At 66.3% G+C, this 21690-nt stretch carries 20 protein-coding genes; 3 read left to right on the top strand and 17 right to left on the bottom strand.

Translation table 11 applies throughout. The annotated features are described in order from the left end of the window. Nucleotide 1 precedes the first annotated feature (1 nt). Nucleotides 2-844 (top strand): hypothetical protein, encoded by an 843-nt coding sequence (locus KA419_02090; protein ID MBP7864713.1) that lies wholly within the window; start codon nucleotides 2-4, stop codon nucleotides 842-844. A 128-nt stretch (nucleotides 845-972) separates the two neighbouring features. On the opposite strand, the gene KA419_02095 is transcribed toward KA419_02090, so the two are convergent. The 7 genes from KA419_02095 to KA419_02125 all read right to left on the bottom strand — a co-directional run bounded on the left by KA419_02095 (nucleotide 973) and on the right by KA419_02125 (nucleotide 12575). Continuing rightward, nucleotides 973-4665, bottom strand: coding sequence for a CHAT domain-containing protein (locus tag KA419_02095; protein MBP7864714.1), 3693 nt, complete (start codon nucleotides 4663-4665; stop codon nucleotides 973-975). A gap of 330 nt (nucleotides 4666-4995) precedes the next feature. After that, nucleotides 4996-5751 (bottom strand): 4Fe-4S binding protein, encoded by a 756-nt coding sequence (locus KA419_02100; protein ID MBP7864715.1) that lies wholly within the window; start codon nucleotides 5749-5751, stop codon nucleotides 4996-4998. A 256-nt stretch (nucleotides 5752-6007) separates the two neighbouring features. Further along, nucleotides 6008-7510: an NADH-quinone oxidoreductase subunit C gene (locus tag KA419_02105; GenBank protein ID MBP7864716.1), complete on the bottom strand. Its 1503-nt coding sequence runs from the start codon at nucleotides 7508-7510 to the stop codon at nucleotides 6008-6010. A gap of 104 nt (nucleotides 7511-7614) precedes the next feature. Further along, on the bottom strand, nucleotides 7615-9030 hold the full coding sequence (locus KA419_02110; protein MBP7864717.1) for a hypothetical protein: 1416 nt from the start codon (nucleotides 9028-9030) through the stop codon (nucleotides 7615-7617). Between the two features lie 10 nt (nucleotides 9031-9040). Next, the gene (locus KA419_02115) at nucleotides 9041-9676 is read right to left on the bottom strand and encodes a hypothetical protein (protein ID MBP7864718.1); all 636 of its coding nucleotides are present in this window, start codon (nucleotides 9674-9676) and stop codon (nucleotides 9041-9043) included. Next, complete coding sequence (locus tag KA419_02120; protein ID MBP7864719.1) at nucleotides 9673-10596, bottom strand: NADH-quinone oxidoreductase subunit H; 924 nt, start codon at nucleotides 10594-10596, stop codon at nucleotides 9673-9675. The genes KA419_02115 and KA419_02120 overlap by 4 nt, the downstream gene beginning before the upstream one ends. Beyond that, nucleotides 10593-12575 carry an oxidoreductase gene (locus KA419_02125; GenBank protein MBP7864720.1) on the bottom strand — a complete coding sequence of 661 codons (1983 nt, stop codon included), beginning with the start codon at nucleotides 12573-12575 and terminating at the stop codon, nucleotides 10593-10595. Before KA419_02125 ends, KA419_02120 begins: the two co-directional genes overlap by 4 nt. A 247-nt stretch (nucleotides 12576-12822) precedes the next feature. On the opposite strand from KA419_02125, the gene KA419_02130 reads away from it, so the two are divergent. Together KA419_02130 and KA419_02135 are read left to right on the top strand one after the other, a co-directional pair. Further along, complete coding sequence (locus KA419_02130; protein MBP7864721.1) at nucleotides 12823-13632, top strand: hypothetical protein; 810 nt, start codon at nucleotides 12823-12825, stop codon at nucleotides 13630-13632. Further along, the gene (locus KA419_02135; GenBank protein ID MBP7864722.1) at nucleotides 13622-13789 is read left to right on the top strand and encodes a hypothetical protein; all 168 of its coding nucleotides are present in this window, start codon (nucleotides 13622-13624) and stop codon (nucleotides 13787-13789) included. The genes KA419_02130 and KA419_02135 overlap by 11 nt, the downstream gene beginning before the upstream one ends. Before the next feature lie 100 nt (nucleotides 13790-13889). Here the strand turns inward: KA419_02135 and KA419_02140 are convergent, their stop codons facing one another. The 10 genes from KA419_02140 to KA419_02185 all read right to left on the bottom strand — a co-directional run bounded on the left by KA419_02140 (nucleotide 13890) and on the right by KA419_02185 (nucleotide 21678). Then, nucleotides 13890-14831, bottom strand: a complete 942-nt coding sequence (locus KA419_02140; protein ID MBP7864723.1) for a hypothetical protein — start codon at nucleotides 14829-14831, stop codon at nucleotides 13890-13892. A gap of 688 nt (nucleotides 14832-15519) precedes the next feature. Further along, nucleotides 15520-15918, bottom strand: coding sequence for a 4Fe-4S dicluster domain-containing protein (locus KA419_02145; protein MBP7864724.1), 399 nt, complete (start codon nucleotides 15916-15918; stop codon nucleotides 15520-15522). A 1-nt stretch (nucleotide 15919) separates the two neighbouring features. After that, entirely contained in the window at nucleotides 15920-16888 is a 969-nt protein-coding gene (locus KA419_02150) for an NADH-quinone oxidoreductase subunit H (protein ID MBP7864725.1), read from the bottom strand. A 14-nt stretch (nucleotides 16889-16902) separates the two neighbouring features. Further along, entirely contained in the window at nucleotides 16903-18102 is a 1200-nt protein-coding gene (locus KA419_02155; protein ID MBP7864726.1) for a nickel-dependent hydrogenase large subunit, read from the bottom strand. Between the two features lie 43 nt (nucleotides 18103-18145). Next, nucleotides 18146-18640 (bottom strand): NADH-quinone oxidoreductase subunit C, encoded by a 495-nt coding sequence (locus KA419_02160; protein ID MBP7864727.1) that lies wholly within the window; start codon nucleotides 18638-18640, stop codon nucleotides 18146-18148. A 16-nt stretch (nucleotides 18641-18656) separates the two neighbouring features. Next, on the bottom strand, nucleotides 18657-19085 hold the full coding sequence (gene nuoB, locus KA419_02165) for an NADH-quinone oxidoreductase subunit NuoB (GenBank protein ID MBP7864728.1): 429 nt from the start codon (nucleotides 19083-19085) through the stop codon (nucleotides 18657-18659). Between the two features lie 11 nt (nucleotides 19086-19096). After that, nucleotides 19097-19429 (bottom strand): NADH-quinone oxidoreductase subunit A, encoded by a 333-nt coding sequence (gene ndhC / locus KA419_02170; protein MBP7864729.1) that lies wholly within the window; start codon nucleotides 19427-19429, stop codon nucleotides 19097-19099. Nucleotides 19430-19432: 3 nt separating this feature from the next. Next, on the bottom strand, nucleotides 19433-19741 hold the full coding sequence (locus KA419_02175) for an NADH-quinone oxidoreductase subunit K (GenBank protein ID MBP7864730.1): 309 nt from the start codon (nucleotides 19739-19741) through the stop codon (nucleotides 19433-19435). Then, nucleotides 19734-20231 carry a hypothetical protein gene (locus KA419_02180; GenBank protein ID MBP7864731.1) on the bottom strand — a complete coding sequence of 166 codons (498 nt, stop codon included), beginning with the start codon at nucleotides 20229-20231 and terminating at the stop codon, nucleotides 19734-19736. The genes KA419_02175 and KA419_02180 overlap by 8 nt, the downstream gene beginning before the upstream one ends. Before the next feature lie 4 nt (nucleotides 20232-20235). Then, complete coding sequence (locus KA419_02185) at nucleotides 20236-21678, bottom strand: NADH-quinone oxidoreductase subunit M (GenBank protein MBP7864732.1); 1443 nt, start codon at nucleotides 21676-21678, stop codon at nucleotides 20236-20238. Between the last annotated feature and the right edge of the window lie 12 nt (nucleotides 21679-21690).

Below are 21690 nucleotides of genomic sequence, written 5' to 3' on the forward strand. Positions count from 1 at the left end.
CATGCACGTGTTTCCATCCGAGTTTGCCCGGAACCGTCCTTTCTTCCGCCGAGCGCTCTGCGTGTCAGTCGTCGTGCTGGCCGTCCTGGCCTCGTACGCCCCCGGCCAGGGCGGGAAGAGCAAGGACGCCCTCACCCCCGCCTTCTGCCAGCGGGACCCCGACGCCGGCTTTGCCAACGACGGCCGGTACTACTGCGCCCCCACCTCCATCTCCGACGGGCTGATCTACCTCAGCCGGGCCAGGGAGCTGACGAAGCTCGTCGACGGCACCGGGAAGACCGCGCAGATCGACCTGATCCACAAGCTGGCGGAGGAGATGAGCGTGGACCCCGAAAAAGGCGCCGGGCCCGAGCGGATCCTGACCGGCCTTCGCAGCTACGTGGAGTCGAGAGGCTACCAGTTCGCCCGGCTGGAGCTGGCCACCTGGCGGAAGGTCTCGGCGAAGAACGCCGGGTACAAGATCGCCGGCAAGCCCGACATGAAGTGGATGCGAGAAGCGGCCCAGAACCCCGACTGCGTCATGGTCTTCAACAACGGCTGGTACCAGGAGGGCGAGGACGGCTACACGCGGTCCGGCGGTCACTGGGTCATCGTGGTGGGCACGGGGGCGGACCCCCTCTCCTTCCTCGTCCACAACCCGAAGCTCTCACCGGAGGACCAGCGGCTCAACCAACTGCTGAACCTGACGCTGCTGGACAAGGACTTCACCGTCATCGGCGACAGCGACGAGGAGACCGACATGTCGGGCTACTACTCCATCAAGGGCCCCGGGCTGCCCTTCGACGAGGACAAGGCCGCCGCCGCCGTCCTGGACGCCGTTATCGTCTTCTCCCTGAAAAAGTGAGGCCTGGGAGGACGGGCTTGACCCCTTTCGACACGAATCGCCCTGCCAGCCGACGAGGCCGGGGAAACCTGACCCGATTCAGCAGGCAAAAGCCCGTGGAATCGCAACACGGTCGAGGGCCGGGGTGTCTATTCCCCGTAAAGCACGAAGGGGGCCCAGTAGAAGGGTGAGGAGCGGTCTTCCGTGTTCTTCCGGTCGCCCGAATCTTTCGGGTCTTTCCGAACCGTCCCGCCCCTTTCTCGAAGGCTGCCGCCTCCCCGGCCTGAACCGCGAAGCAGTTCCATCTTCGCCGCCCGCAGGGCGTCAGCCGGCGTTCTCCCCTGTGTCAGCAGGATTTGGTAGAAGCGGGTCACAAATTCCCTCGCTCCCTCATCCGTCACGCTCCAGAGGCTGACCACCGCGGCAGGGCTCCCCGCGTACATCACCGCCCTCGCCAGCCCGGTGATGCCCTCCCCCTGCTCCACCGCACCCAAACCGGTCTCACAACCCGACAGGAACACCAGGCGGGCGTCCCAATCCAGGTTCATGACCTCGCCCATGGTCAACAGGCCATCGTCGGCGTCGTCCGGGGCCCGGGAGAGTGCCAACGCCTGGAAGGTTTCGCTCACGATGCCATGGGTGGCGAAATGGATATACGAGTAACCCTTCAATCCCAATTCCCTGACATTCCCCTCTCGCGCTGCCTCCCGCAGCCGAATCGTTCCCTCCCGTTTTTGCCCACGGAAAAGTTCACCCACGTTCCGGACCTCCTCCCCGGAGGCCGGGAGCCGCTCCAGCAAGATCGATCCCGGCCCTTTTCCGCGCGGCGCCAAACCGTCCAGAGAAACCTGTACACCCTTTTCGGTGTTGTGTTTCAGGAAGTTCTCGTAGTCATACACGGGATCTCCGAAACCGATAAAGCCGCCGGACGCTTTCCCGCCTTCATACTTCCGCCGGTAAAAAGCCAGAACGGCTGCGGACGGGATATACCTCACCTCGTGGGTCTCCACGAGAAACGATACTTCTCCCCGTACACGCTTCCAGAGCATTTCGAAGGGCAATTTCGCCAGGACCCCATCGGGAGCCACGATGAGCTTTTTCCCTCGAATGTGTTTTTCAAGGGGCCCGATGAGGCAGCCGTAGAGGCGTTCCCCGGCGGACGGTCCTTCACCGGACCTCGTGGAGAGCAATGTACCGAGGAGCAACTTCACGTCCCGCTCGATCGCGGCTCGGGCAGCGGGAAGACGGACCGGGAGGAAGGCATCCCGCGACAGCACGAAGCACCACGCCTCTTCCCCGCCCAGATAATACTCCAGCAGGGCCTCGCCGGGTCGGAGGATCCGTTTCCGGACATGTTCCGCCGTCGGGATCTCAGGGTACTCCACGGAAGCAAACAAAGGGTTTTGAAGCCGGATCGAGGCTCTCAGTTCCTCCAGGGACATTTCCGCCGCAGCGATGTCCACCGAGAGCGCCTCCAGGCGACGGTTGCGTTCCCCCTCCTCCAGGTCCTCAGCCAGCAAGTCCCGTCGCTGGTCTCTCAGGATGGCCAGGCGGGACTCCCCTTCGTCGCGTTTCACCTTCAGCTCCGGCGGAACACCCTTTGACAGGTCCACCTGATTCTCCGCCAAGCGGTCCAGGAACAGCCTCGCTCTCACTCCCTCGACGGCGCGGAACGCATTCTCCCCGAAACCATTGCCCAGCATGAACAGCGACGCGCGTTCGTAGTTCCCGGACTCCTTCCGCATGAAGCCGCTCTTGAGTTCCTCGAGGCCGCTTCGACGTCGGATCCCCTCCAGGAGCGCCAAGGCTTCCTCGTACCGGGCGAGCGCCTCCCGAGGCTTTTTAGCCTTGGCCATGAGCCCGGCCTCCCCGAAGAGCGCTTCCGCTCGCCCCTCCGGGTAACCGGCCCGGTCGAATTCCTTGAGGGCCGCCTCGTACATGCTCATCGCACGTCCATCGTCGGCCAGGGAGGAGTACACTTCACCCCGCCCCAGGAACACGATCCCGCGGCCGATCGGAGAACTCGCTTTCTCGTAGAGAGCGATTGACCGGTCGTACATCTCGAGGGCCCGGGACCTGTCACCGAGGCGAAAGAAGGCTCGGCCACGCTGCTGGTAAACGCTGCCCTGGCCCCAGGGAGAGTTGATCTTCTCGAAATATGGCAGTGCCTTGTCGTACATTTCAAGGGCGCCGGCCAGGTCACCTTCGCCCAGGAGAATGTCCCCACGGCTCTTGTAGACGTGGCCCTGCCCGCCCGGGGATTTCGCCTTCTCATAGAGAGAGAGTGCCTTGCCGTACATCTCCAGGGCCCGGGCCCCGTCACCGGAGCCGCCGAAAACATCGCCGCGGGTACGGTAGACATTGGCCTGGCCCAGTGTGGACCCCCCCTTTTCAAAACACTGGAGAGCCATGTCATACTGGGTCAAGGCCCGCGCAAGGTCGCCGGTGTAGCGGATGACGTCTCCACGCGACTTGTAAATGCTCCCCAAGCCCAGCAGGGAATGGGCTCGGTCATGAAAAATGTACGCTTGGTCATACATGGCCAGGGCCTGCTTGACTTCACCCATGCGAAAGTGGATGTCTCCCCGACTTTTGTAGACGTTGCCCTGCCCGGCGGCATTTTCGGTTTTCTCATAGAAAACAAGGGCTTTTGTGTAGAGATCGAGGGCGCCGGCATTGTCCCCCGTTCGAAAAGCGAGGTTTCCCATGGCCTTGTACGCGCTCCCCAGTTCGACCAGGTTCCCGGATTTTTCCAGGAAGCTCAGGGACTTCTCATACATGGAACGTGCGCGGGCAAGGTCTCCGGTTTGGGCGAAGAGGTTGCCGATGCGGTAACAGAGACCACCCTGCCCGGCCGCTGAACCTCCTTTCTCGTGTATTTTCAAGGATTTTTCATACTCGGTCAGCGCCTTTTCCGCCTCCCCCTGCCGAAGGAAAATGTTCCCGCGGTACTCGTGGGCGGCAGCCACTCCGAAAGGATTACCCGCCTTCTCGTAATACCCGAGAGCGCGGTCAAAATCGGCGAGGGCCTGCCGGGGATCTCCGGAGGCCAGGTGTTGCGCGCCGAGTTCGTGATACACGTTCCCGATGCCCTGTGCGTGATTCGCCTTTTCGTAGATCGTCAAGGCCGCCTGGGCCAGGGCCAGCGCTTCAGACGGTTTACCCATCCTGAAGAGGACGGTGCTTCGGCAGAAGCAGACATCTCCCTGACCAACGAGGTCACCGGCTTTCTCAAAAAGAACCCGAGCCTTCTCAAACATTTCCAGGGCTTGCCGATTTTCTCCCCGTATTTGGGCGATCGCACCCCGATACGTCCACACCTTCCCCTGGCTGGAGAGGTCCCCCAGTTTTTCATAAAGCGCAAAGGCCTGGTCGTAGTAGGTCAAGGCCCGGGAATAGTCGTCGATATCCTCGAAATAGTTGCCGGTCTGCAGAAGGGCAGCGGCGAGGAGCCGCTCGTCTCCGAATTCCGCCAAGGCGATGCAGGCGATCCCCAGACGATCCCCGGGTGAAAGTTCTCCCTCGAGTTTTGGGGGACTCTTGCGAGCAAAGCTCAGGATTGCTTCCCCCGACAGGGTGGGCCGGTTTTCCCTGATGTAGTGCCGCAACCCCTGCTCGCCGCTCGTCTTCCAGGCAGTTACCATTGCCGGCATATGATCGGGAAAGGCCTGCGCATCAGACGTCCCATCGTCCGGAACGACCACGGCGCCACAGAAAAACACACAGGTCAAGACGTGAATCGCCGCGGCTTTCGCCAGCCGACCCATCCCCCACCTCCACGCAGTCACTTTTACCTGATCCCGGCCCACCCCGGAAAACACAGGAGGGAAGTTTATCCACAATGGCCCGGACTGTCGCCGGATCCCTCCCGGAGCAGGCCTTTCACGGCGGGGGGCGTGCCCGGGTGAGAGCGGGGATCCTGCCGGCCTGTTTCCCTTCCGGTATCGGGCCGTCTCAGGGGTCCCGCCTGGCCCCTCCCACCTCGATGCCGAGGGCAAGTGCTCTTCATGCTTCCTTCTCAGCCCGGGGTATTTTCTTCGCGGATCCGTGTGGACGAAGAGAAAAATAGACAAAAAGCCGGTAAAAATCAACGTAAAAAAAACGGGGGGATCATCACCCGGCCCCGCCTCCCTCACGCGGCTCAGAAGAACGCGGCCGCGGAAACCCGGAACTCACCTTGCGCGGCCGAGGAGGGCGAGGAGACCGTTGATCACCGTCAGGGGGTGCGGGGGGCAGCCGGGCACGTAGAGGTCGACAGGGTGCCGCGCGAAGAACTCCCGGCTCACGCCGGGGGCGCCGTCGAAGACCCCGCCGGAGATGGCGCAGGCGCCCGCGGCCACGACGATCCGTGGCTCCGGCGTCGCCAGGAGGGTGTCCTCCAGGGCCGCGGCCATGTTGGCGGAGACGGGCCCGGTGATCACGATGCCGTCGGCGTGCCGGGGGGAGGCCACGAACTCGATGCCGTAGCGCCCCATGTCGAAGTTCACGTTCCCGCAGGCGTTCAGCTCCGCCTCGCAGCCGTTGCACCCGCCCGCGGACACCTGCCGCAGCTTCAGCGAACGCTTGAACCGCTTCCGCAGGTCCGCCCGCACGACCACGGCCGGGCGGCCGCCGGCGGGCGTCCCGGCGCCCAGCACCAGGGACTCGCGGCGGTCCGACGCCAGCCGGTGCTCCACCGTGAACGCCAGCGCCCCGGCGGGGCAGGCTTTCGCGCACTCGCCGCAGAAGACGCAGCGCCCCAGGTCCAGGGACAGGGGCGACGGCGCGACGGCTTTCGACGGGCAGACGCCGGCGCAGGCGCCGCAGGCGGTGCACGCGTCGGGGCGGACCCCGGGGAGCCCGCGGAAGGGCGCGGCAACGGGGGCCGTCCGCGGGTCGGGCACCGCGGGGCGCCCGTGGCGGTAGCGGGAATAGATCAGGCGGTACATGAGGCGACTCCCATGGATGCCAGGATGTGGGAAACGGAACCACGAAATGCACGAAAAACGCAAAACAGATGAGCACCCGGAGTCTGCCTGGGCCCGGATCGGAGGTTGAAGGCTCGAGACCCGGTGGAAGCTACCGGAAGAGGCGCTCCTCGGACTGGTCTGACCTGTCTGACCGGTCGGACTGGTCGGACCGGTCGGATCCTTCCGGTCAATTCCAAGGCCGATACCGACGCTGCTGAGAGGCGGGGAGATAAGTTCATAAATCGAACCCGCAGTAAGAGAGGTTGAAGCTCTTGTTGCAGAGGGGGAAGTCGGAGATGCCGCACCCCCGCACCGCCAGGGCCAGGCCGAACCAGTTGTGGAAGGACGGGTCCACCACCTTGTGCCGGGCGATCCGGCCGGCGTCGTCGGTGATCCCCACGTGGACGGTCTCGCCCCGCCACCCTTCCACCATGGACACCGCGAGGTACGCCCCGGCCGCCGGCGGGATCGCCGTGCACCCCGCCGAGCCTTCCGGAAGGCCGCCCAGCCACGCGTCGATCATCGCCGCCGACCGGGCGATCTCCTGCACGCGGACCTCCGCCCGCGCCAGAACGTCCCCGCCCAGGGCCCGGACCCGGTCCAGGGCCGTCGCGCGGTACGTGCCCACGGGGTGGCTCCGGCGCACGTCCACCGGCAACCCCGAGGCCCGCCCCGCCGGGCCCACCAAGCCGATGCGCCGGGCGGTTTCGGGGCTGACGGTCCCGGTCCGCTCCATCCGGGAGAGGACCCCCGCCGAGGAGGCGACCACGTCGGCGATCAGGGCGGCGTCTGCAGCCACGGCCGCGAGGGTGCGGCGAATCCTCGCCGCGGTTTCCCCGTCGGGGTCGGGCCCCACGCCGCCGGGACGGACGAGCCCCCGCCCGTAGCGGCTGCCGCACAGGGCCAGGCTCGAGTTGATGGTCAGGGTGCGCAGGGCCCCGAAGATGGCGCTCCCCGACAGGTAGGCCACGTCGTTGCAGAGGGCGGAAAGGTCGCCCAGGTGGTTGCCCGCCCGTTCCAACTCGAGGCCGACGGCGCGGAGCGCGGCGCCGCGGTCGCCGACCCGGGCTTCCCCGAGGGCCTCCAGCAGGCCGCAACAGGCCCAGGCGTGGGCCACCGCCGAGTCGCCCGCGATGGACTCGGCCAGGAGGCACCGTTGGAGATCCCGCATTTGCGGTTCGGCTTCCAGCAGCGTCTCGACCCCCCGGTGCTGATAACCCAGCTGGATCTCCAGGTGGTGGACCCGTTCGCCGGTGCACTGGAAGCGGAAGTGCCCCGGTTCGATGACGCCGGCGTGCACCGGCCCCACCGCCACCTCGTGCACCTCCTCGCCCGCCATGGCGAAGAAGGGGTAGCTTTCGGGCTCGAGGGAGCGGTCGGCGCGATCCCACGCGTAGCGGACCGGCTTGAGCCACGGGTGGCCCTCCGGGCGCACGCCGAACTGCTCGAAGATTTCCCGTTCGAAGAGGTGCACCGCCGGGTTCCCGGGCGTGGCCGAGGGGAACGCCCCGCCGTCGGGGATCTTCGCCGACGCCGCGTGAAGGAGCGACCGGTCGTCGTCGGCCGTCACGGCCACCAACCGCACGCCGCCCGCTTCCCGGAGCCCGAAGAAGGCCACGACCCGGTGGCCCGCGTCACCCTTCTCCACCAGGTCCGACGCGAGGTCCGCGGGGTCCGCCACCGGGACGTCCCGCCACGGGGCCCGCTCCTGGTTTCGTATTTCCAACCATTTCATCATGACTCACCACCAACCCGGACAAGAACCACGAAATACACGAAAAACACGAAAAAAACGGATGCGACCGCAAAATCCTGCCCGAACGTCAACGCATTGCGGTCAAATCACCCGCCAAGGTATGCCGCGGCCTCCCGGAGGAGCCGGGTCAACGGGGCGACCGCCCAGCAGCCCACCGTCGCCGCCGCCAGGAGAAAAGCCGCCTGGGGCCAGTAGTTCGCCGCCGGGATGCGCCCCGGGCGAAGCTTCCCGATCGGCGTGCCGAAGGCCATCCCCAGCACCGAGCGCCCCATCCCGAAGACGATGACGGCGATCAGGAGCGCGAAAGGCACGATCATCCACCCCCAGCCCCGCCCCAGCATGGCCTGGATCATAAAGAACTCGCTCAGGAAGGCGGGGGACGGCGGGAAGGCAGCCAGGGCCGCGAAGCCCGCGAGCCAGAGCCCGCCGCTGGCCGGGTCGGCGCGGAGCACGCCGCGGACGTCGTCGATTTCCTTGGTGCGGTAGCGGTGGAGGATGTTCCCCGCGGTGAGGAAGCACCCCGCCTTGGCCAGGGAGTGGGAGGTCAGGTGGATGACGGCCGCCAGGAGGCCGATCCCGCCCAGCCCCGCCCCGATGGCGGCCAGGCCCATGTTCTCCACCGAGGAGTAGGCCAGGAGGCGCTTGTAGTTCCGGCTTCGCAGCACGAAGACGGCGCACACGAACAGCGAGAGGAACCCCATCACCAGCAGCAGGCGGGAGACGGCCTCGCCCCGCCCGGCCCGCTCCGCGATCTTCATGAAGCGCAGGATGCCCAGGAACGCCGTGTTGAGCAGCGCCCCCGACAGCATGGCGGAAATGGGGGAGGGCGCCTCGGCGTGGGCGTCGGGGAGCCAGGCGTGCACGGGGGCCAGCCCCACCTTGGTACCGAAGCCGACCAGCAGGAACGGGATGGAGAGCCCCAGCCAGAAGGGGTTGATGCCGCGGGCGTTCGCTTCCAGGTCGGCGAAGAAGAGGGTGTCCCCCGGGCCGAGCCCCATGGAGAGCAGCAGGATCCCCACGAAGGCCAGGGCGATCCCCACGGAGCAGATGAAGACGAACTTCCAGGTGGCCTCCAGGGCCGCCCGGTTCCCCTCGTAGTAGAGGAAGGGCGCCCCCGCCAGGGTCGTGGCTTCCATGAAGACCCACAGGAGCCCCAGGTGCGTGGAGAGGAGCAGGCCGGTCATGGAGAAGAGAAAGAGCAGCAGGAAGACCGCGTAGAAAGTGTGCCAGCGGGCGGTCAGGCCCGAGCGCTTCAGGAAGACGCCCTGGTAGAAGGAGGTCCCGAAGTTCAGGACGGACAGGAGGAGCAGGAAGAGGATGTTCAGCGGGTCGATGGCGAAGTACGGCGTCCAGGAATCCGGCCTCAGCCAGAGGGCGACCGTCCCTGCCAGGTGCCCGACGGCGAACAGCTTGATCACGAAGGCGTTCAGCCGGGGCGACCGGAGGGGCAGCAGCAGGGCGGCGAGGGCCAGGGGGGAGAGGAGAAGCAGCGCGATGACCATGAACGCCCCCTCAGTCCCGAAGGTGGACCAGGGCGTCCACCCGGGTCTCGTCCCAGGTGGACTTGATCTTGGTGACGAAGAGGCCCAGGAGGAAGATCAGCATGAAGACGTCCAGCAGGATCCCCAGGTGGACCAGGAAAGGCATCTCCCGGGCCACGGCCAGGGAGAGCAGGAAAATGCCGTTCTCCAGCATCATGTAACCGATGGCGTGGGTGATGAGCATCCGGCGCGTGACGATGAGCAGGAGCGCCAGCAGGATGACGGAGACCGCGACCCCGAAGTGAAAGGTCCGGTCGGCCCGCATGGCCCCCGTGGCGGTCCCGGCCAGGAAGAAGCCCAGGGCGAAGATGACGCCCGCCAGCACCAGGGAGTGGAAGGGGGAGAGCACCGGCGACAGATCTCGCCGAACCTCGTTCTTCCGGACCACCCGCAGCAGGAACAGCGGGATGACCACGGCCTTGAAGCCCAGGGTCTCCACCGCCGGGATCACGAAACTCCAGGGGTGCGACGGGTCGAACTCCAGCAGCACCAGGACGAAGAGGACCATCCCCTGCAGGGCCAGCACCCGCACGTACGACTCGAGCCGCCCCGTGGCGGCGCTGTAGAGCATGGTCACGCCGAAGAGCAGGATGAGGAAGTGGGTCATGAGAGGCCTCCGAATCGGCCGAGGAGCAGGATCACCAGGACCACCAACCCGTTGGCGGACATCAGCGACACGAACGCCGGGACGTGGTCCATGCGCAGCCTCGCGGTGAGCGACTCCACCACCCCCACGGCCACGGCGGTCAGGAGGAGGAAGCCGGCCAGGGCGCCGGCCGAGGCCGCGGGCCCCCACGCCGGGGGGATGACCAGGGCGCCCGCCAGGCAGCCGAAGACCGTCATCTTCAGGGCGGCAGCGTACTGGATCAGCGCGAGGTCCGGCCCCGAGTGGTCCAGCACCATCACCTCGTGGATCATGGTGAGTTCCAGGTGGGTGTTGGGGTCGTCCACCGGGACGCGGCACCCCTCGGTGAGCAGCATCAGGAAGAAGGTGAAGAGGGAGAGGGCCAGAGCCACCTGCAGCAGGCCGCCCGGGAGGGCCGGGGACGGGAGCAGGTCGGCGAAGGAGTACGCCCCGCGCGCAGCGCTGAGGGCCCCGAGGACCAGGAAGAACGCCGGCTCCACCAGGCAGGAGAAACTGGCCTCCCGGCAGGCGCCCATCCCCTCGAAGCTGCTCCCCGTGTCCAGCGCGGCGAGGATGGTGAGGAATTTGCCCGGCCCCAGCAGGTAGACGAAGACGATGAAGTCCCCCTGGAAGGAGAACACGGCCCTTCCGCCGGTGAGCGGGAGCATCAGGCCCGCCATGAGCAGCGCCGCCAGGTTGACGGAGGGCGCCAGGGCGAAGACGGGCGTCGTGACGGGGCTGACCACCCGCCCCTTCCGCAGGAGCCGGCGGATGTCGTACAGGGGCTGCAACAGCGGCGCCCCGCGGCGGCCGGCCCACCTCGCCTTCACCCGGTTGACGACCCCGACGAACAGGACCGGGCCGGCCAGGAGGATCAGGAGGTTGAGCGGCACGTGGGTCATGGCCGGCCTCCGCTGGTCGCCACCAGGGCGACAATGAGGAAGAGGATCCCGTAGAGGAGGTACCGCTGGGTGCTCCCGCTCTGGATCCAAGCGAAAGCGCCGGCCAGCCGGTCGATCCCCCGCAGGGCCGGGTTGACCGCCAGGTCCTCCACCGTGTCCGCCGGGTGTGTCTCGAAACGGGCCGCCTTCGGGAACAGCCCCTCGGGCGCTTTCTCGTGGCGCCTCACCCGCACGAACGGCCGGGCGAGGTCCAGGAAGGCGCCCGCGAAAGAGGAGGCGGTGTACTGCATGCGGGGGTTCCCCGCCCGGTAGCCGCAGTCCCAGGTCCGGGCCTCGGCGTGGGGCCCGCGGGCCACGAGCAGCGCCCGCAGGAGCAGAACCGCCGCCGCCAGGCCGACGAAGGCCAGCATCACCGTCGACACCGTCGTCATCCCCTTCAGGCCGGGGAGTGGAGCGCCGGGGTCCAGCCGCGCCAGGAGGCGGACGGGCTGCTCCACCGCCCGCAGCGCGTACTGCGGGAAGAGCCCCACGCCCAGGCAGAGCGCCGCCAGCACCGCCATGGGGACGCGCATCAGGAGGGAGACCTCCCGGGCGTGATCGGCCTCGGGGGTCCGGGGCATCCCCTGGAACACCACGCCGTAGACCTTGGTGAAGCACAGGACCGCCATGACCCCCACCATGGCCAGGCAGGCCGTGGAGAGGACCAGGGCGAAGGAGAGGGTGAACGGCCCGCGGGCGGCGCCGGAGAGGAGCCCCAGGTAGACCAGGAACTCGCTGACGAAGCCGTTGAAGGGGGGCAGCCCGCAGATGGCGGCGCAACCGACGAGGAACAGGGCCCCGGTGACGCGCATCCGCTTGGCGAGGCCGCCGAGCTTTTCCAGGTCGCGGGTGTGCGTCGCCCGGTAGACGGCGCCGGCGCCGTAGAAGAGCAGGCCCTTGAACAGGGAGTGGTTGAGCACGTGGAGGAGTCCGCCGGCGAAGCCGAGGGCCGCCAGGGTCGGGCTGTCGAAGGCGAGGCCCAGCATCCCGGCGCCCAGCCCGAGGCCGATGATCCCGATGTTCTCCACGCTGTGGTAGGCCAGGAGCCGCTTCAGGTCGTGCTGGGCGATGGCGTGGGCCACCCCCGCCAGGGCGGAGACGGCGCCCACCGCCAGCACCACGTACCCCAGGGCGGCGGGCGGGCGGTCCATCCAGAGGACGACCCGCAGCAGGCCGAAGATGCCGGTCTTGATCATGATGCCCGACATCATCCCCGACACGTGGGACGGGGCCGCCGGGTGCGCCCGGGGCAGCCAGGTGTGCAGGGGGACGAAGCCCGCCTTGGTGCCGAAGCCCGCCAGGAAGAGGAAGAAGAACGTGACGGTGAAGGCGTCCCCGTGACCCATCGCCCGCCCGAAGTCGGCGAAGTCGGCGGAGCCGGCGCGCAGGGCCGTTCCCGCCAGGGCCGTCGCCAGGCACAGGGCCCCGGCCTGCATGGCCGCCAGGTAGTAGAGCCCCGCGGAGACGGTCTCGGGGCGCTCGTCCTCGTAGGTCACCAGGAAGAAGGAGGCCAGCGACATGATCTCCCAGACAGCGAAGAAGGCCACCGCGTGCTGGATGACCGTCAGCAGCGACATGGAGGCCAGGAGCAGCGAGAGAAAGAGCCCGTGGGCTTTCGGCCCCGGTTCGGCGCCGGGGCCGGGCCGGAGATAGCCGACGCCGTAGAGGGTCCCCCAGATTCCGCCCAGGGCGAAGACGGCCGTGAAGAAGGCCGCCAGGGGGTCCAGGTGCAACCGGACGGCGCCCAGGGGGGGCGACAAGCGCAGGAGCACCCCCGGCACGTCGATTCCGGCCAGGACCCGGACCGCGGCGTACAGCTGCAGGGCGCCGCCCAGGGCCGCCCCCAAAGCCGTCACCGCCATCCGCCGCCGGGACGGCGCCAGCAGGGAAAGGGCGCCCCCCGCCACCACGATGGCCACGCCCGCGAGATAGATGTGCATGAGGTCCCTCCGGCGGGCCGGCGCGAGAAGCCGCGTCCTGCGGGACGGGAGCCTTCGGTGACCGTCGCCCGGCCGGTCGTCCCCGGCCCGCGGCGCCGGGCCCGGAAGGGTCGGTCCGGCAAGGCCCGCCACGAAAAAGGTGCAAGTATACACCCTGCCGCCCCGAAAAAGGAACCTGTTTTCCTCGCGGGATTGATCCTTCCCAGGGTCTCCGGTATAATGACGTCGTTTTTCGCGAGGAGAGGACATGGCTCCGAGCAACATCTACCTTGACCTGACCCGGGAGTTCAACAGCGGGCGGACCCGGGCCGTCGTTTGTTCGGGCCAGGCCGTCGTGCTGCACCGGCTCGCCATCATGAGCAAGGACGGAGATTGGGTCCTGCGGGATGACGAGGAGGCCCTGTCCCACGTCCTTCGCGTCTTGGCCGCACGGGGAGCGGGATATCGATTCGGCGCCCCCCTGGATCTGCGCTGGCTTCGGGAGGGTTGGAGCGCCCATCTCGAATTCCGGCACGGGCCCCTGCGGGTGCGGACGGACTTTTTCACTCGACCGCCGCGGCTGTCGCCCGAAGAGCTGGACAGGCTGTGGCACGACAGTGAGGGCTGTGAAATTCCTTACGTAAACCTCCGACATCTGGCCTTGCTCAAACGAACCAACCGGGAGAAGGATTACGCCGTGATCGGCGGGATCGCCCGGCGAATGACCGATCCGTCGGAGCGGATCCTCTTTTCTCGCAGCGCGAGAGATCTTCTGGGTTGTTTGCGGGAAACCCCGGATCTTTACCGGGAGATCGCCGCCCTCCGACCGGCCCTTTCAGCGGCCTCCGTCGGGCTGGAAGCCCTGGAAACCGCCCTGGACCGGGAACGCCGGGACCTCATGCACGAAAACGAGCGCCGCCTGATGCGATACGAGCGCGCCTCCAGAGCGTGGCGGGAGGCCTGGCCCGATGTGAGCCGGCTTATGGAAGGCATCGGCCTTCTTGCGGCGCATGACCTCTTGCAGGACCGGGCCGCGGGAGTCCTTCCGTTCACACCGGGGGAAAGGGATGAAAATTGAAGACCAGTTTCTCAGCGAAGAGGACCTCGACCTGGTCAATCTTCCGGAAGACGAACTGATCGCCTGGTGGAACCTCTGGCTCGAACAGGCGCAGGTCACCAACGATCTGGATGAGAACGAGTATGCTCACGGGGTGTTCGCCCGGGGCGACGGTTGAGGTTTTTCATTTCAACAAGACCAATGGGCGCAAGGTGTTCTCTGAAATTCAGGCCCCACTCACGGGGAGGAGGGGGTGTTGGCCGCACATCCGGTGATCGTCACCAGGTCTTGCGGGTGGTGTGGCGCACACACAGTTTTTCGGCAAGCTTGACGTTCGGCTTTCCCGGGGGGTCGGTGATCCAGAGACGGCCTTCCTGATACGATTCAGGGACCGTGGGGACACGAACCACCTCCTCCGGATCCAGCATGCACACCGGCGTACCCAGCAGGTTCCGGGTACCCTTGCCGCACTGGACCCGCCGCCAGAGTTCCCCGGTCATGCAGACGTACAGCTCGTTGTTGAGCGTTTTCGCCACGAACGCGGGTGGACAGGGCGCCGGAAGATCGTTCCGAGCCAGGCAACGCACCAGGATGCCGCCCAGGGTGTGCAGGGCCTGGGTGAACCCGCAACGCCGGCAGCGGAAACCGTCGGTCAGCGGAATCCGGTTTGAATAAACGAAGTCCGCTGCCGGCGAACCGACCAGTTCCGAGAACCGCGTACGGAGTTTCTGACGCCCCACGTAATCCACCGCTCGAAACCGGAGGCCCTCCCGGGCTTCCTCGGGCAGAAGACTCACGAAAGCGTCCGAAAAGATGTCCCCTGTCTGTTTCCAATCGAGGGCGCCGTCACTGCCGGCCGGCAGCCAATTGTAGCGGGGCGGGGTCGAAGGGTCCCCCCGGCGGCGGTTGCCGCAGGCCGTGCACAACCCGCCGTCTGGACCGGACTTCTCGGGCGGGAGGCTGTGTACACCGTCATTCGGCCGGATCAGGTAGATTGCCGGCTTCGTGTAACGCGCGGGGAGTGTATCGTCCGGCAGGGGGCGGTCATAGTCGATCACCGCTTCTCCGTCGCCGAAGCGTTCGCAGAGCAGTTCGACCATCCGTCCCTCCGCCTCGGAGAGGCTATTCCCGCGGGCGGTGACCGTGTCGTCCCGGAGGAGGGTGATCTCGAACCCCGCCCGGCCTTTTTTCCAGCTGCAAAGGTAAACGTTTCCTTCCATGAACATTCCCCCGTCGAAACCGATTTTCCGCCCCACCCGGGACCACGGTGGCGGGCAAGGCCTGAGAATGGCTGGGAAAGTCCCGGGACACGGGCTGAACATAGCAGTCGAAGCCCCGGACGTCAATACCGGAGAGTCGTTGCCGGCTGAGGACGAAAGCAGGACACCCCCTCGCGCAGCCAAGGGATGCCAGGTGCGCTTCACCTGGGGAGTGCGGCGCGCAGGCTTCCGGAGCGCCGCTTTGAACCTGGCCGAGGGAGAGGCGCGCAGGCTTCCGGAGCGCCGTCGCAAGGGGCCTGCCGGTCTTCCACGGGGACGTTCCCCGACTGGCGCGCGCCGTCTACCCCGAGTCGTTCAAGCCGGTTTTCGGACCGAAAACGCGCGGATCCCGGAGGCGTCCGCTGCGGATGGGGAACCGCCGCGGACGTTCCGGGAAAAGGACGACAGGCGGCAAGCTCTGTTCAAACCCGCCTTCGGGGCCGTGAGGACGGCATTACCGCGGGTTCCTAGACCCCGGCGACGCCCGGCAGGCGATGGGTGCTTCAGGTGAGCGGAGAATATCGGCGACGACCGGCAGGCGAGGGATACTCTGAGTAAACGGGAAAAAACAGCGCCGCCCGGGAGGCGGCGCGTACTTCTGGCTGCGGCTGGAAACGGCGCCGCCCGGCAGGCGGCGCGTACTTTCCGGTTATTCCTGGACGATCTTGAGGGCCTCGCGGGTGAAGTTGGCCGTGGCGAACTCCTTGTCCATGGTGATGGCTTCCTTGGGGCAGACCTCGGCGCACCGGGCGCAGTGGGTGCAGCGGTCGAGGTAGAGGATCATCCGGAACTTCTTGACGGGTTTGGGGGGCGGCGCGTCCGGCGACTCCGGCGGCGGCGTCTCGGTCTTCACCAGTTCGATCTCGATGGCCTCGGAAGTGCAGTCCCGCACGCAGGCCTTGCAGCCGATGCACTTGGGCGCCTCGAACCGCGGGGTGCCCCGGAAACCATCCGGGATTTCGGGCTGCTCGAAGGGATACATCCGGGTCACCGGGTGGGTGTGAAGGTTCTTCATGAGCTCGGGGACCATGGAGCCAACTTTGGTCATGTCACACCACTCCTTTCGCCTTCAGGAAGAGGGCGATGAGAAACTGCACCAGGCTCAGGGGCGCCAGGTACTTCCAGCTGAACGAAACGATCTGGTCGATGCGGATGCGTCCGCAGGCAGCGCGGATGACGGCGAGAAGGGCGACCACCACGACGGTCTTGAGGACCAGCTGGACGGTGCCCCAGATCAGCCCGCCGCCGAAGCCCCCCATGAAGAGGGTCGCGATGAGGGCCGCCCCCACCAGCATCAGGATATCCTTCTGCAGACGGAAGATGGCCAGCTTCTTCCCGGTGTACTCCGTCAGGGGGCCGCCTACCACCTCGGTTTCCGCCTCGGGGATGTCGAAGGGGACCCGCTCCAGCTTGGCCTGCAGCGCCAGGACGGCCACGATGAAGGCGAGGACCTGGACCGCGAGGATCCAGGGCGCCCCGGACGTCCAGGGGAAGCGGGCGATGGTGGCGATCTTCCAGCTCCCGGCCAGCACCGCCGGGGTCAGGAGGGCCAGGAAGAAGGGCACCTCGTAGGCGAAGAGCTGGGTCAGGACGCGGGAGGCCCCGATGAGGCTGAAGGGGCTCACCGAGAACCACCCCGCGAGGAAGAGGACGAAGGAGGGGATGGCGAGCAGGTAAGCCACGACGATCAGGTCGCCCTCGAAGGAGTTGTAGGCCGTCAGGTGCCACACGGGCAGGTAGAGCCCCGCGGCGCAGACCGAGGCCAGGGAGACCGCCGGCATCAGGTTGAACATGAACCGGTCGGCGGACTTCGGCGTGATGTCCTCCTTGGCGAAGAGCTTGACGATGTCCGCCACGGGCTGGAGCACCCCCGCCCACCCCGTGTAGAGGGGGCCGCGGCGGTTCTGCATCCGGGCGTAGAGCTTCCGGTCCAGCCACTCCAGGTAGGTGGAGAAGACGGACTGGAACAAGAAGCCCGGAAAGACCAGAAGGTACAGGCAAACCTTGACTGCTTCCATCGCTTACCTCGTGATTACAGGCTGATGCCCTTGTTTTTCCGATACCATTCGACGCCGTGGCGGCGCAGTTCCTCCCAGGTGGTGAGCCGCGGCCCGCGCTTGAGGTCGTTGAGCAGGACCGTGGTCCGGTCCGTGCAGGAGAAGCACGGGTCGATGGAGGCCACGGCGATGGGGATGTCCGCCACGAAGGACCCGATGACGGACTCCACGGCGGCCTCCAGGTTCCCCATGGTGGGGGCGCGCACCTTCACCCGCTCCGGTTTGTCGGTGCCGTTGGCACGGACGTAGTGGACGTCCTCGCCCCGAGGGGCTTCGTACAGGCTCACCGCCGCGCCTTCCGGCACGCGCCGCGGGACCTTCTTGACGGCGATGTCGCCCTCGGGAAGGTTCTTGAGCAGCTGCTCGATGATCTTGATGGACTCCACCATCTCGAACACCCGCACCAGCACCCGGCCGAAGATGTCGCAGTGGTCGTCGGTGATGAGTTTGAAATCCATGTCGGCATAAGCGGCGTAGGGGTCGTCCTTGCGGACGTCGCGGGCCACGTTGCTGGCCCGGGCGAAGGGCCCTACGGCGCACATCTGGCGGGCGCGCTCGGTGGTGAGCACCCCGACGCCCTTGATGCGGGCGATGAAGGTGGGCTCGTTGGTCCCGATGTTGGCGTAGTAGTCCAGGCGCTTCTTGAGGATTTCCACCATGTCGAGGATTTTTTTGCGTTGCTCCCCGGTGATGTCCCGGCGGACCCCGCCGATGGTGTTGGCGGCGTAGTTCACCCGGTTGCCGGTCATTTCCTCCAGGATGGCCATGACGACCTCGCGGTCGCGCCAGACCAGCATGAAGAGGGTGTCGAAGCCCACCTCGTGGGCCGCCACGCCGAGCCAGAGCAGGTGGCTGTGCAGGCGCTCCAGTTCGCACACCAGCATGCGGAGGTAAAGGCCCCGCTTCGGGACCTCGACCTTGAGGATCTCCTCCACCGCCTGGACGAAGCAGGTGGTGTGGGAGTGCGAGCAGATGCCGCAGATCCGCTCCAAAAGGTACAAGCACTGGTAATAGTTCCGCTCCTCGCAGGCCTTCTCCATCCCCCGGTGATTGTACCCCAGCCGGATGCGGGCCCCCACGATCTCCTCGCCGCGGATGTCGAAATCGAACTTGGCCGGTTCCTTGAGGAACGGGTGCTGCGGTCCCACGGGGATTCGCATGGTTTCAGGTTCCATCGGTGCCTCCTTGCCTTCCTGAAATTAGACGGACGTCTCCCGTCTAGGGGTTAGAGGCGCTTTCCCCCTCGGCCGATTCATCGGGTTCGGGGGCGGCGCCGGGCCGGGGTATCTTCACGTCCTTCCGGAGCGGGTAGACCCCCTCGGGCCAGTCGTCGGGGAGGGCCTGCCGGCGGAGGTCGGGGTGCCCCACCGGGACGATGCCCAGGATGTCGTGGGTCTCCCGCTCGTACACCATGGCGCCCGGCAGGATCATGGCCAGGGAGGGGACCGACGGTTTCTCCCGGTCCGTGATCTTCACCCGCAGGGTCACGGTGACGTCACCGACCATGATGTAGTTCATCAGGAAGTGATCGCGCATGTCCTCGCCTGCGATGGTGCCCAGGTGCTTGATATCCAGTTTTTCGGAAAGGGCCAGGACGGCGCCCGGGAGTTCGTCCGGCGTAATGGTGACCCAGTACCGGCGGGGACCGGTGGCATCCACCACGTGATCGGGAAACAGTTCCTTGAGGCTGGATTCGTAGTTGATTTCCGCCATGATTCACACCTCCGGACTATGAGGCCTTGAGGGAGGCCAGGAGTTTGGCGACGCCGTCGATGATGGCCTCGGGCTTGACCGGGCAGCCGGGGACGTACGCCGAGACGGGGATGACCTGGTCGATGCCCTCCATCACGTTGTAGCAGCCCCGGAACGCCCCGCCGCTGCAGGCGCAGGCCCCCACCGCCACGACGAACTTGGGCTCGGCCATCTGGGCGTAGATTTTCTTGAGCCGCGCGGCCGTCTGCTTGGTGACCGGCCCGCTGCAGATCAGGACGTCCGCGTGGCGGGGGGTCGCCTTCAGGAGGATTCCGAAGCGCTCCAGGTCGTAGTGGGGCATCAGCGAGGCGAGGATCTCGATGTCGCACGCGTTGCAGGCCCCGGAGTTGAAGTGGAGGATCCACGGCGATTTGACGCGGGCCCAGGTCACGAGTTTTTTCAGCATGCGCTTTCTCCTCAGTCGAAATCGACGATCAGGATGAACACGGAAACGCCGATGGTGAACAGGTAGGCGACGGCCTTGAAGGCGGTCGGGCCGCCGGGCGCCGTCGCCACCGTCAGCGCCGCCACGTGCATGATGGTGAAGAAGAGGGCGGCGACGTAGAACTTGGCGTAGCCGAACTTGAACCGGTCCGCCTGGAATTCCTCGCCGCAGGCGTACGGGTCGTATTTCCCGGGCTCCGGCTTCCCCTTCGGGGCGATGAGCTTGCCGAAGAGGTACAGGACCCCGGCGACGACCATGAAGATCAGGAACGCGACGGGCGGTGAAAGCAGGATGTTGATATCCATGGCTTACCCCTTCAGCTTGGATTGGAGTCGGATGTCGAGGGAACCGTAAATCTTGTGGGCCACCACCACGATCCCGATCATGACCGCCGCCAGGATGGTCTCGATGATGATGAAGGTCACCAGGATCGGCTGGATGAGGTCCACGTTCATGCGGTGGATCCCCCCGGCCAGGAGGAGCAGGGTGATGCCCTTGGAGATCACCTCCACCCCCAGCATGATCCGGATGAGGTTCCGGTACCCGAAGAGGAAGTAGACCCCGATCATGAAGATCAAGAGCCCCGCGAAAATGAACATCACGACGGTGTTACTCATGTTTCCTCCCCGCGGCCGTGCGCTTGAAGATGGCCAGGACGGCGAACACCCCGGCCAGGATCAGGCTGATCTGTCCCAGGATGTCGGTGGTGCGCGTGACCCAGAAGATGTTGCGGAACCCCCCCGTGGCCTCCCCGGCCACCATCCCCGGGATGACGTTCTTCACGATCAGCTTCACGAGGAAGAAGTCCAGCCCGAGGAAGAGCAGCAGAAACGCCGGGAGGAACGCGATGGCGACGCGCGACTCCGCCTTCTGGTCGGAGTCCTTGGTGAGGCTGACGGTGGAGACGAACAGCACCGTGATGAGCCCCGCGCAGACGCTCAACTCGAAGACGGCGGCCATCCGGGCCCCCTGGAGGAACATGATCACCGACAGCACCACGCTCGCCAGGGCCAGGCAGACGGCCGCCCGGAGCAGGTCCTTGACCAGGCCGATGGCGATCACCAGGAGGACCAGGAGCACCACCAGCGCGTACAATCCGTATAGCATCATCTCAGTTTCCTCCCAGGAGGGATTTGACCGCGGGCGAGATGAGACCGCTCACGACCGGGGAGAAGAAGAGCCCCACGAGGAGGCACTCCGCGGCCAGCAGGATCATCGCCAGCGACATGGCCGCCGGGACCTCCTTGATGTCCTTCCACCGGACGTTCAACTTGCCGAAGAACACCTTCCGCTGGATGATCAGGAAGTAGCCCAGGGTGAAGATGCTCATCACGATGGCCAGGAAGGCCACCCCGAACATCTTCGCCTGCACGGCGCCCATGATGATGAAGAGTTTGCTCCAGAAACCGTTGAACGGCGGGATCCCGGCGATGGAGAGGGCCCCGACGGCGTTGGTGATGCCGGTGACCCGCATGCGGCCCTCGAGCCCGCCCATCTCGTTCATGTCGCGGGTGTGCATCCGGAACTGCAGGGCGCCGCTGTTCAAGAAGAGGAGGGACTTGAACACCGCGTGGTTGAAGACGTGGAACAGGGCCCCGAGGATGGCCAGCTCGGTCCCGATGCCCAGGCCGAGGAGGATGTACCCGATCTGGCTGATGCTGGAGTAGGCCAGCATGCGCTTGATGTCGTCCTGGTAGTAGGCGATGACGGCCCCGGCCACCATGGACAGCGCCCCGAGGACGAGGAAGATGTTGTGCATCTTCGCCGAGGGGGGGAAGATCCCGAAGAAGATCCGGATCAGCGCGTAGACGCCCGCCACCTTGATCACGACGCCGCTCAGGATGGCGGAGACGGGGGCCGGGGCGGAGGGGTGCGCGTCCGGCAGCCAGGCGTGGAAGGGCATCATGGCCGCCTTCAGACCGAAGCCCGCGACGAAGAGGGCGGAGGCGAGCAGGAAGAGCACGTTGCCCTGACTCGTGGGGGTCTGGAGGAAGGTGTGCAGCTCGCTGAACTGGAAGGTCCCGGTGTTGAAGTAGACCAGGCTGAGCCCCACGAGGATCATGCCCGTGCCCACCACCGAGAGGAGCAGGTACTTCAGCGCCGACTCGATCCCGTCGTACTCGAGGTTGTACGCCACCAGGACGTAGGACGCGATGGACGCCACCTCCAGGTACACGTACAGGCTGAAGAGGTCGCGGACCAGCACCACCCCGTTCAGTCCCAGCAGCAGGATGAGAAAGAGGGCGTAGAACTTGGCCCGGCCCCCCAGGTGACCGATGTACTCGGTGGAGTACAGGAGGCAGGCGGCTCCCACGGTGGCGATGATCACCAGGAAGAGCAGGCTCAGGCCGTCCAGGGTCAGGTGGATGCCGTGAAAGTTGTACGATAGCACCTGGCCGGCCAGGGGGATGTAGCTGATGGCCAGGGCCGACATCCCGATGCCGGCGATGACCGCGAGCATGTCGGCCAGGTACCGGTGCACCTTCGAGGCGAAGGGCATCAGGATGGCCGCTGCCAGCGGAAGGATCAGAAAATACACGATGTATCGTTCCATAGCCTACCTCGC

This window comes from Acidobacteriota bacterium (assembly GCA_018001935.1).
GTDB lineage: Bacteria > Acidobacteriota > JAAYUB01 > JAAYUB01 > JAAYUB01 > JAGNHB01.

Coding starts and splice junctions, on each gene's coding strand:
- KA419_02180 (MBP7864731.1), bottom strand. CDS start 20,231: ATGCTATACGGATTGTACGCGCTGGTGGTGCTCCTGGTCCTCCTGGTG.
- KA419_02140 (MBP7864723.1), bottom strand. CDS start 14,831: ATGGAAGGAAACGTTTACCTTTGCAGCTGGAAAAAAGGCCGGGCGGGG.
- KA419_02160 (MBP7864727.1), bottom strand. CDS start 18,640: ATGGCGGAAATCAACTACGAATCCAGCCTCAAGGAACTGTTTCCCGAT.
- KA419_02105 (MBP7864716.1), bottom strand. CDS start 7,510: ATGATGAAATGGTTGGAAATACGAAACCAGGAGCGGGCCCCGTGGCGG.
- KA419_02125 (MBP7864720.1), bottom strand. CDS start 12,575: ATGCACATCTATCTCGCGGGCGTGGCCATCGTGGTGGCGGGGGGCGCC.
- KA419_02130 (MBP7864721.1), top strand. CDS start 12,823: ATGGCTCCGAGCAACATCTACCTTGACCTGACCCGGGAGTTCAACAGC.
- KA419_02150 (MBP7864725.1), bottom strand. CDS start 16,888: ATGGAAGCAGTCAAGGTTTGCCTGTACCTTCTGGTCTTTCCGGGCTTC.
- KA419_02100 (MBP7864715.1), bottom strand. CDS start 5,751: ATGTACCGCCTGATCTATTCCCGCTACCGCCACGGGCGCCCCGCGGTG.
- KA419_02110 (MBP7864717.1), bottom strand. CDS start 9,030: ATGGTCATCGCGCTGCTTCTCCTCTCCCCCCTGGCCCTCGCCGCCCTG.
- KA419_02090 (MBP7864713.1), top strand. CDS start 2: ATGCACGTGTTTCCATCCGAGTTTGCCCGGAACCGTCCTTTCTTCCGC.
- KA419_02185 (MBP7864732.1), bottom strand. CDS start 21,678: ATGGAACGATACATCGTGTATTTTCTGATCCTTCCGCTGGCAGCGGCC.
- KA419_02175 (MBP7864730.1), bottom strand. CDS start 19,741: ATGAGTAACACCGTCGTGATGTTCATTTTCGCGGGGCTCTTGATCTTC.
- KA419_02120 (MBP7864719.1), bottom strand. CDS start 10,596: ATGACCCACGTGCCGCTCAACCTCCTGATCCTCCTGGCCGGCCCGGTC.
- nuoB (MBP7864728.1), bottom strand. CDS start 19,085: ATGCTGAAAAAACTCGTGACCTGGGCCCGCGTCAAATCGCCGTGGATC.
- KA419_02115 (MBP7864718.1), bottom strand. CDS start 9,676: ATGACCCACTTCCTCATCCTGCTCTTCGGCGTGACCATGCTCTACAGC.
- KA419_02155 (MBP7864726.1), bottom strand. CDS start 18,102: ATGGAACCTGAAACCATGCGAATCCCCGTGGGACCGCAGCACCCGTTC.
- KA419_02135 (MBP7864722.1), top strand. CDS start 13,622: ATGAAAATTGAAGACCAGTTTCTCAGCGAAGAGGACCTCGACCTGGTC.
- KA419_02145 (MBP7864724.1), bottom strand. CDS start 15,918: ATGACCAAAGTTGGCTCCATGGTCCCCGAGCTCATGAAGAACCTTCAC.
- ndhC (MBP7864729.1), bottom strand. CDS start 19,429: ATGGATATCAACATCCTGCTTTCACCGCCCGTCGCGTTCCTGATCTTC.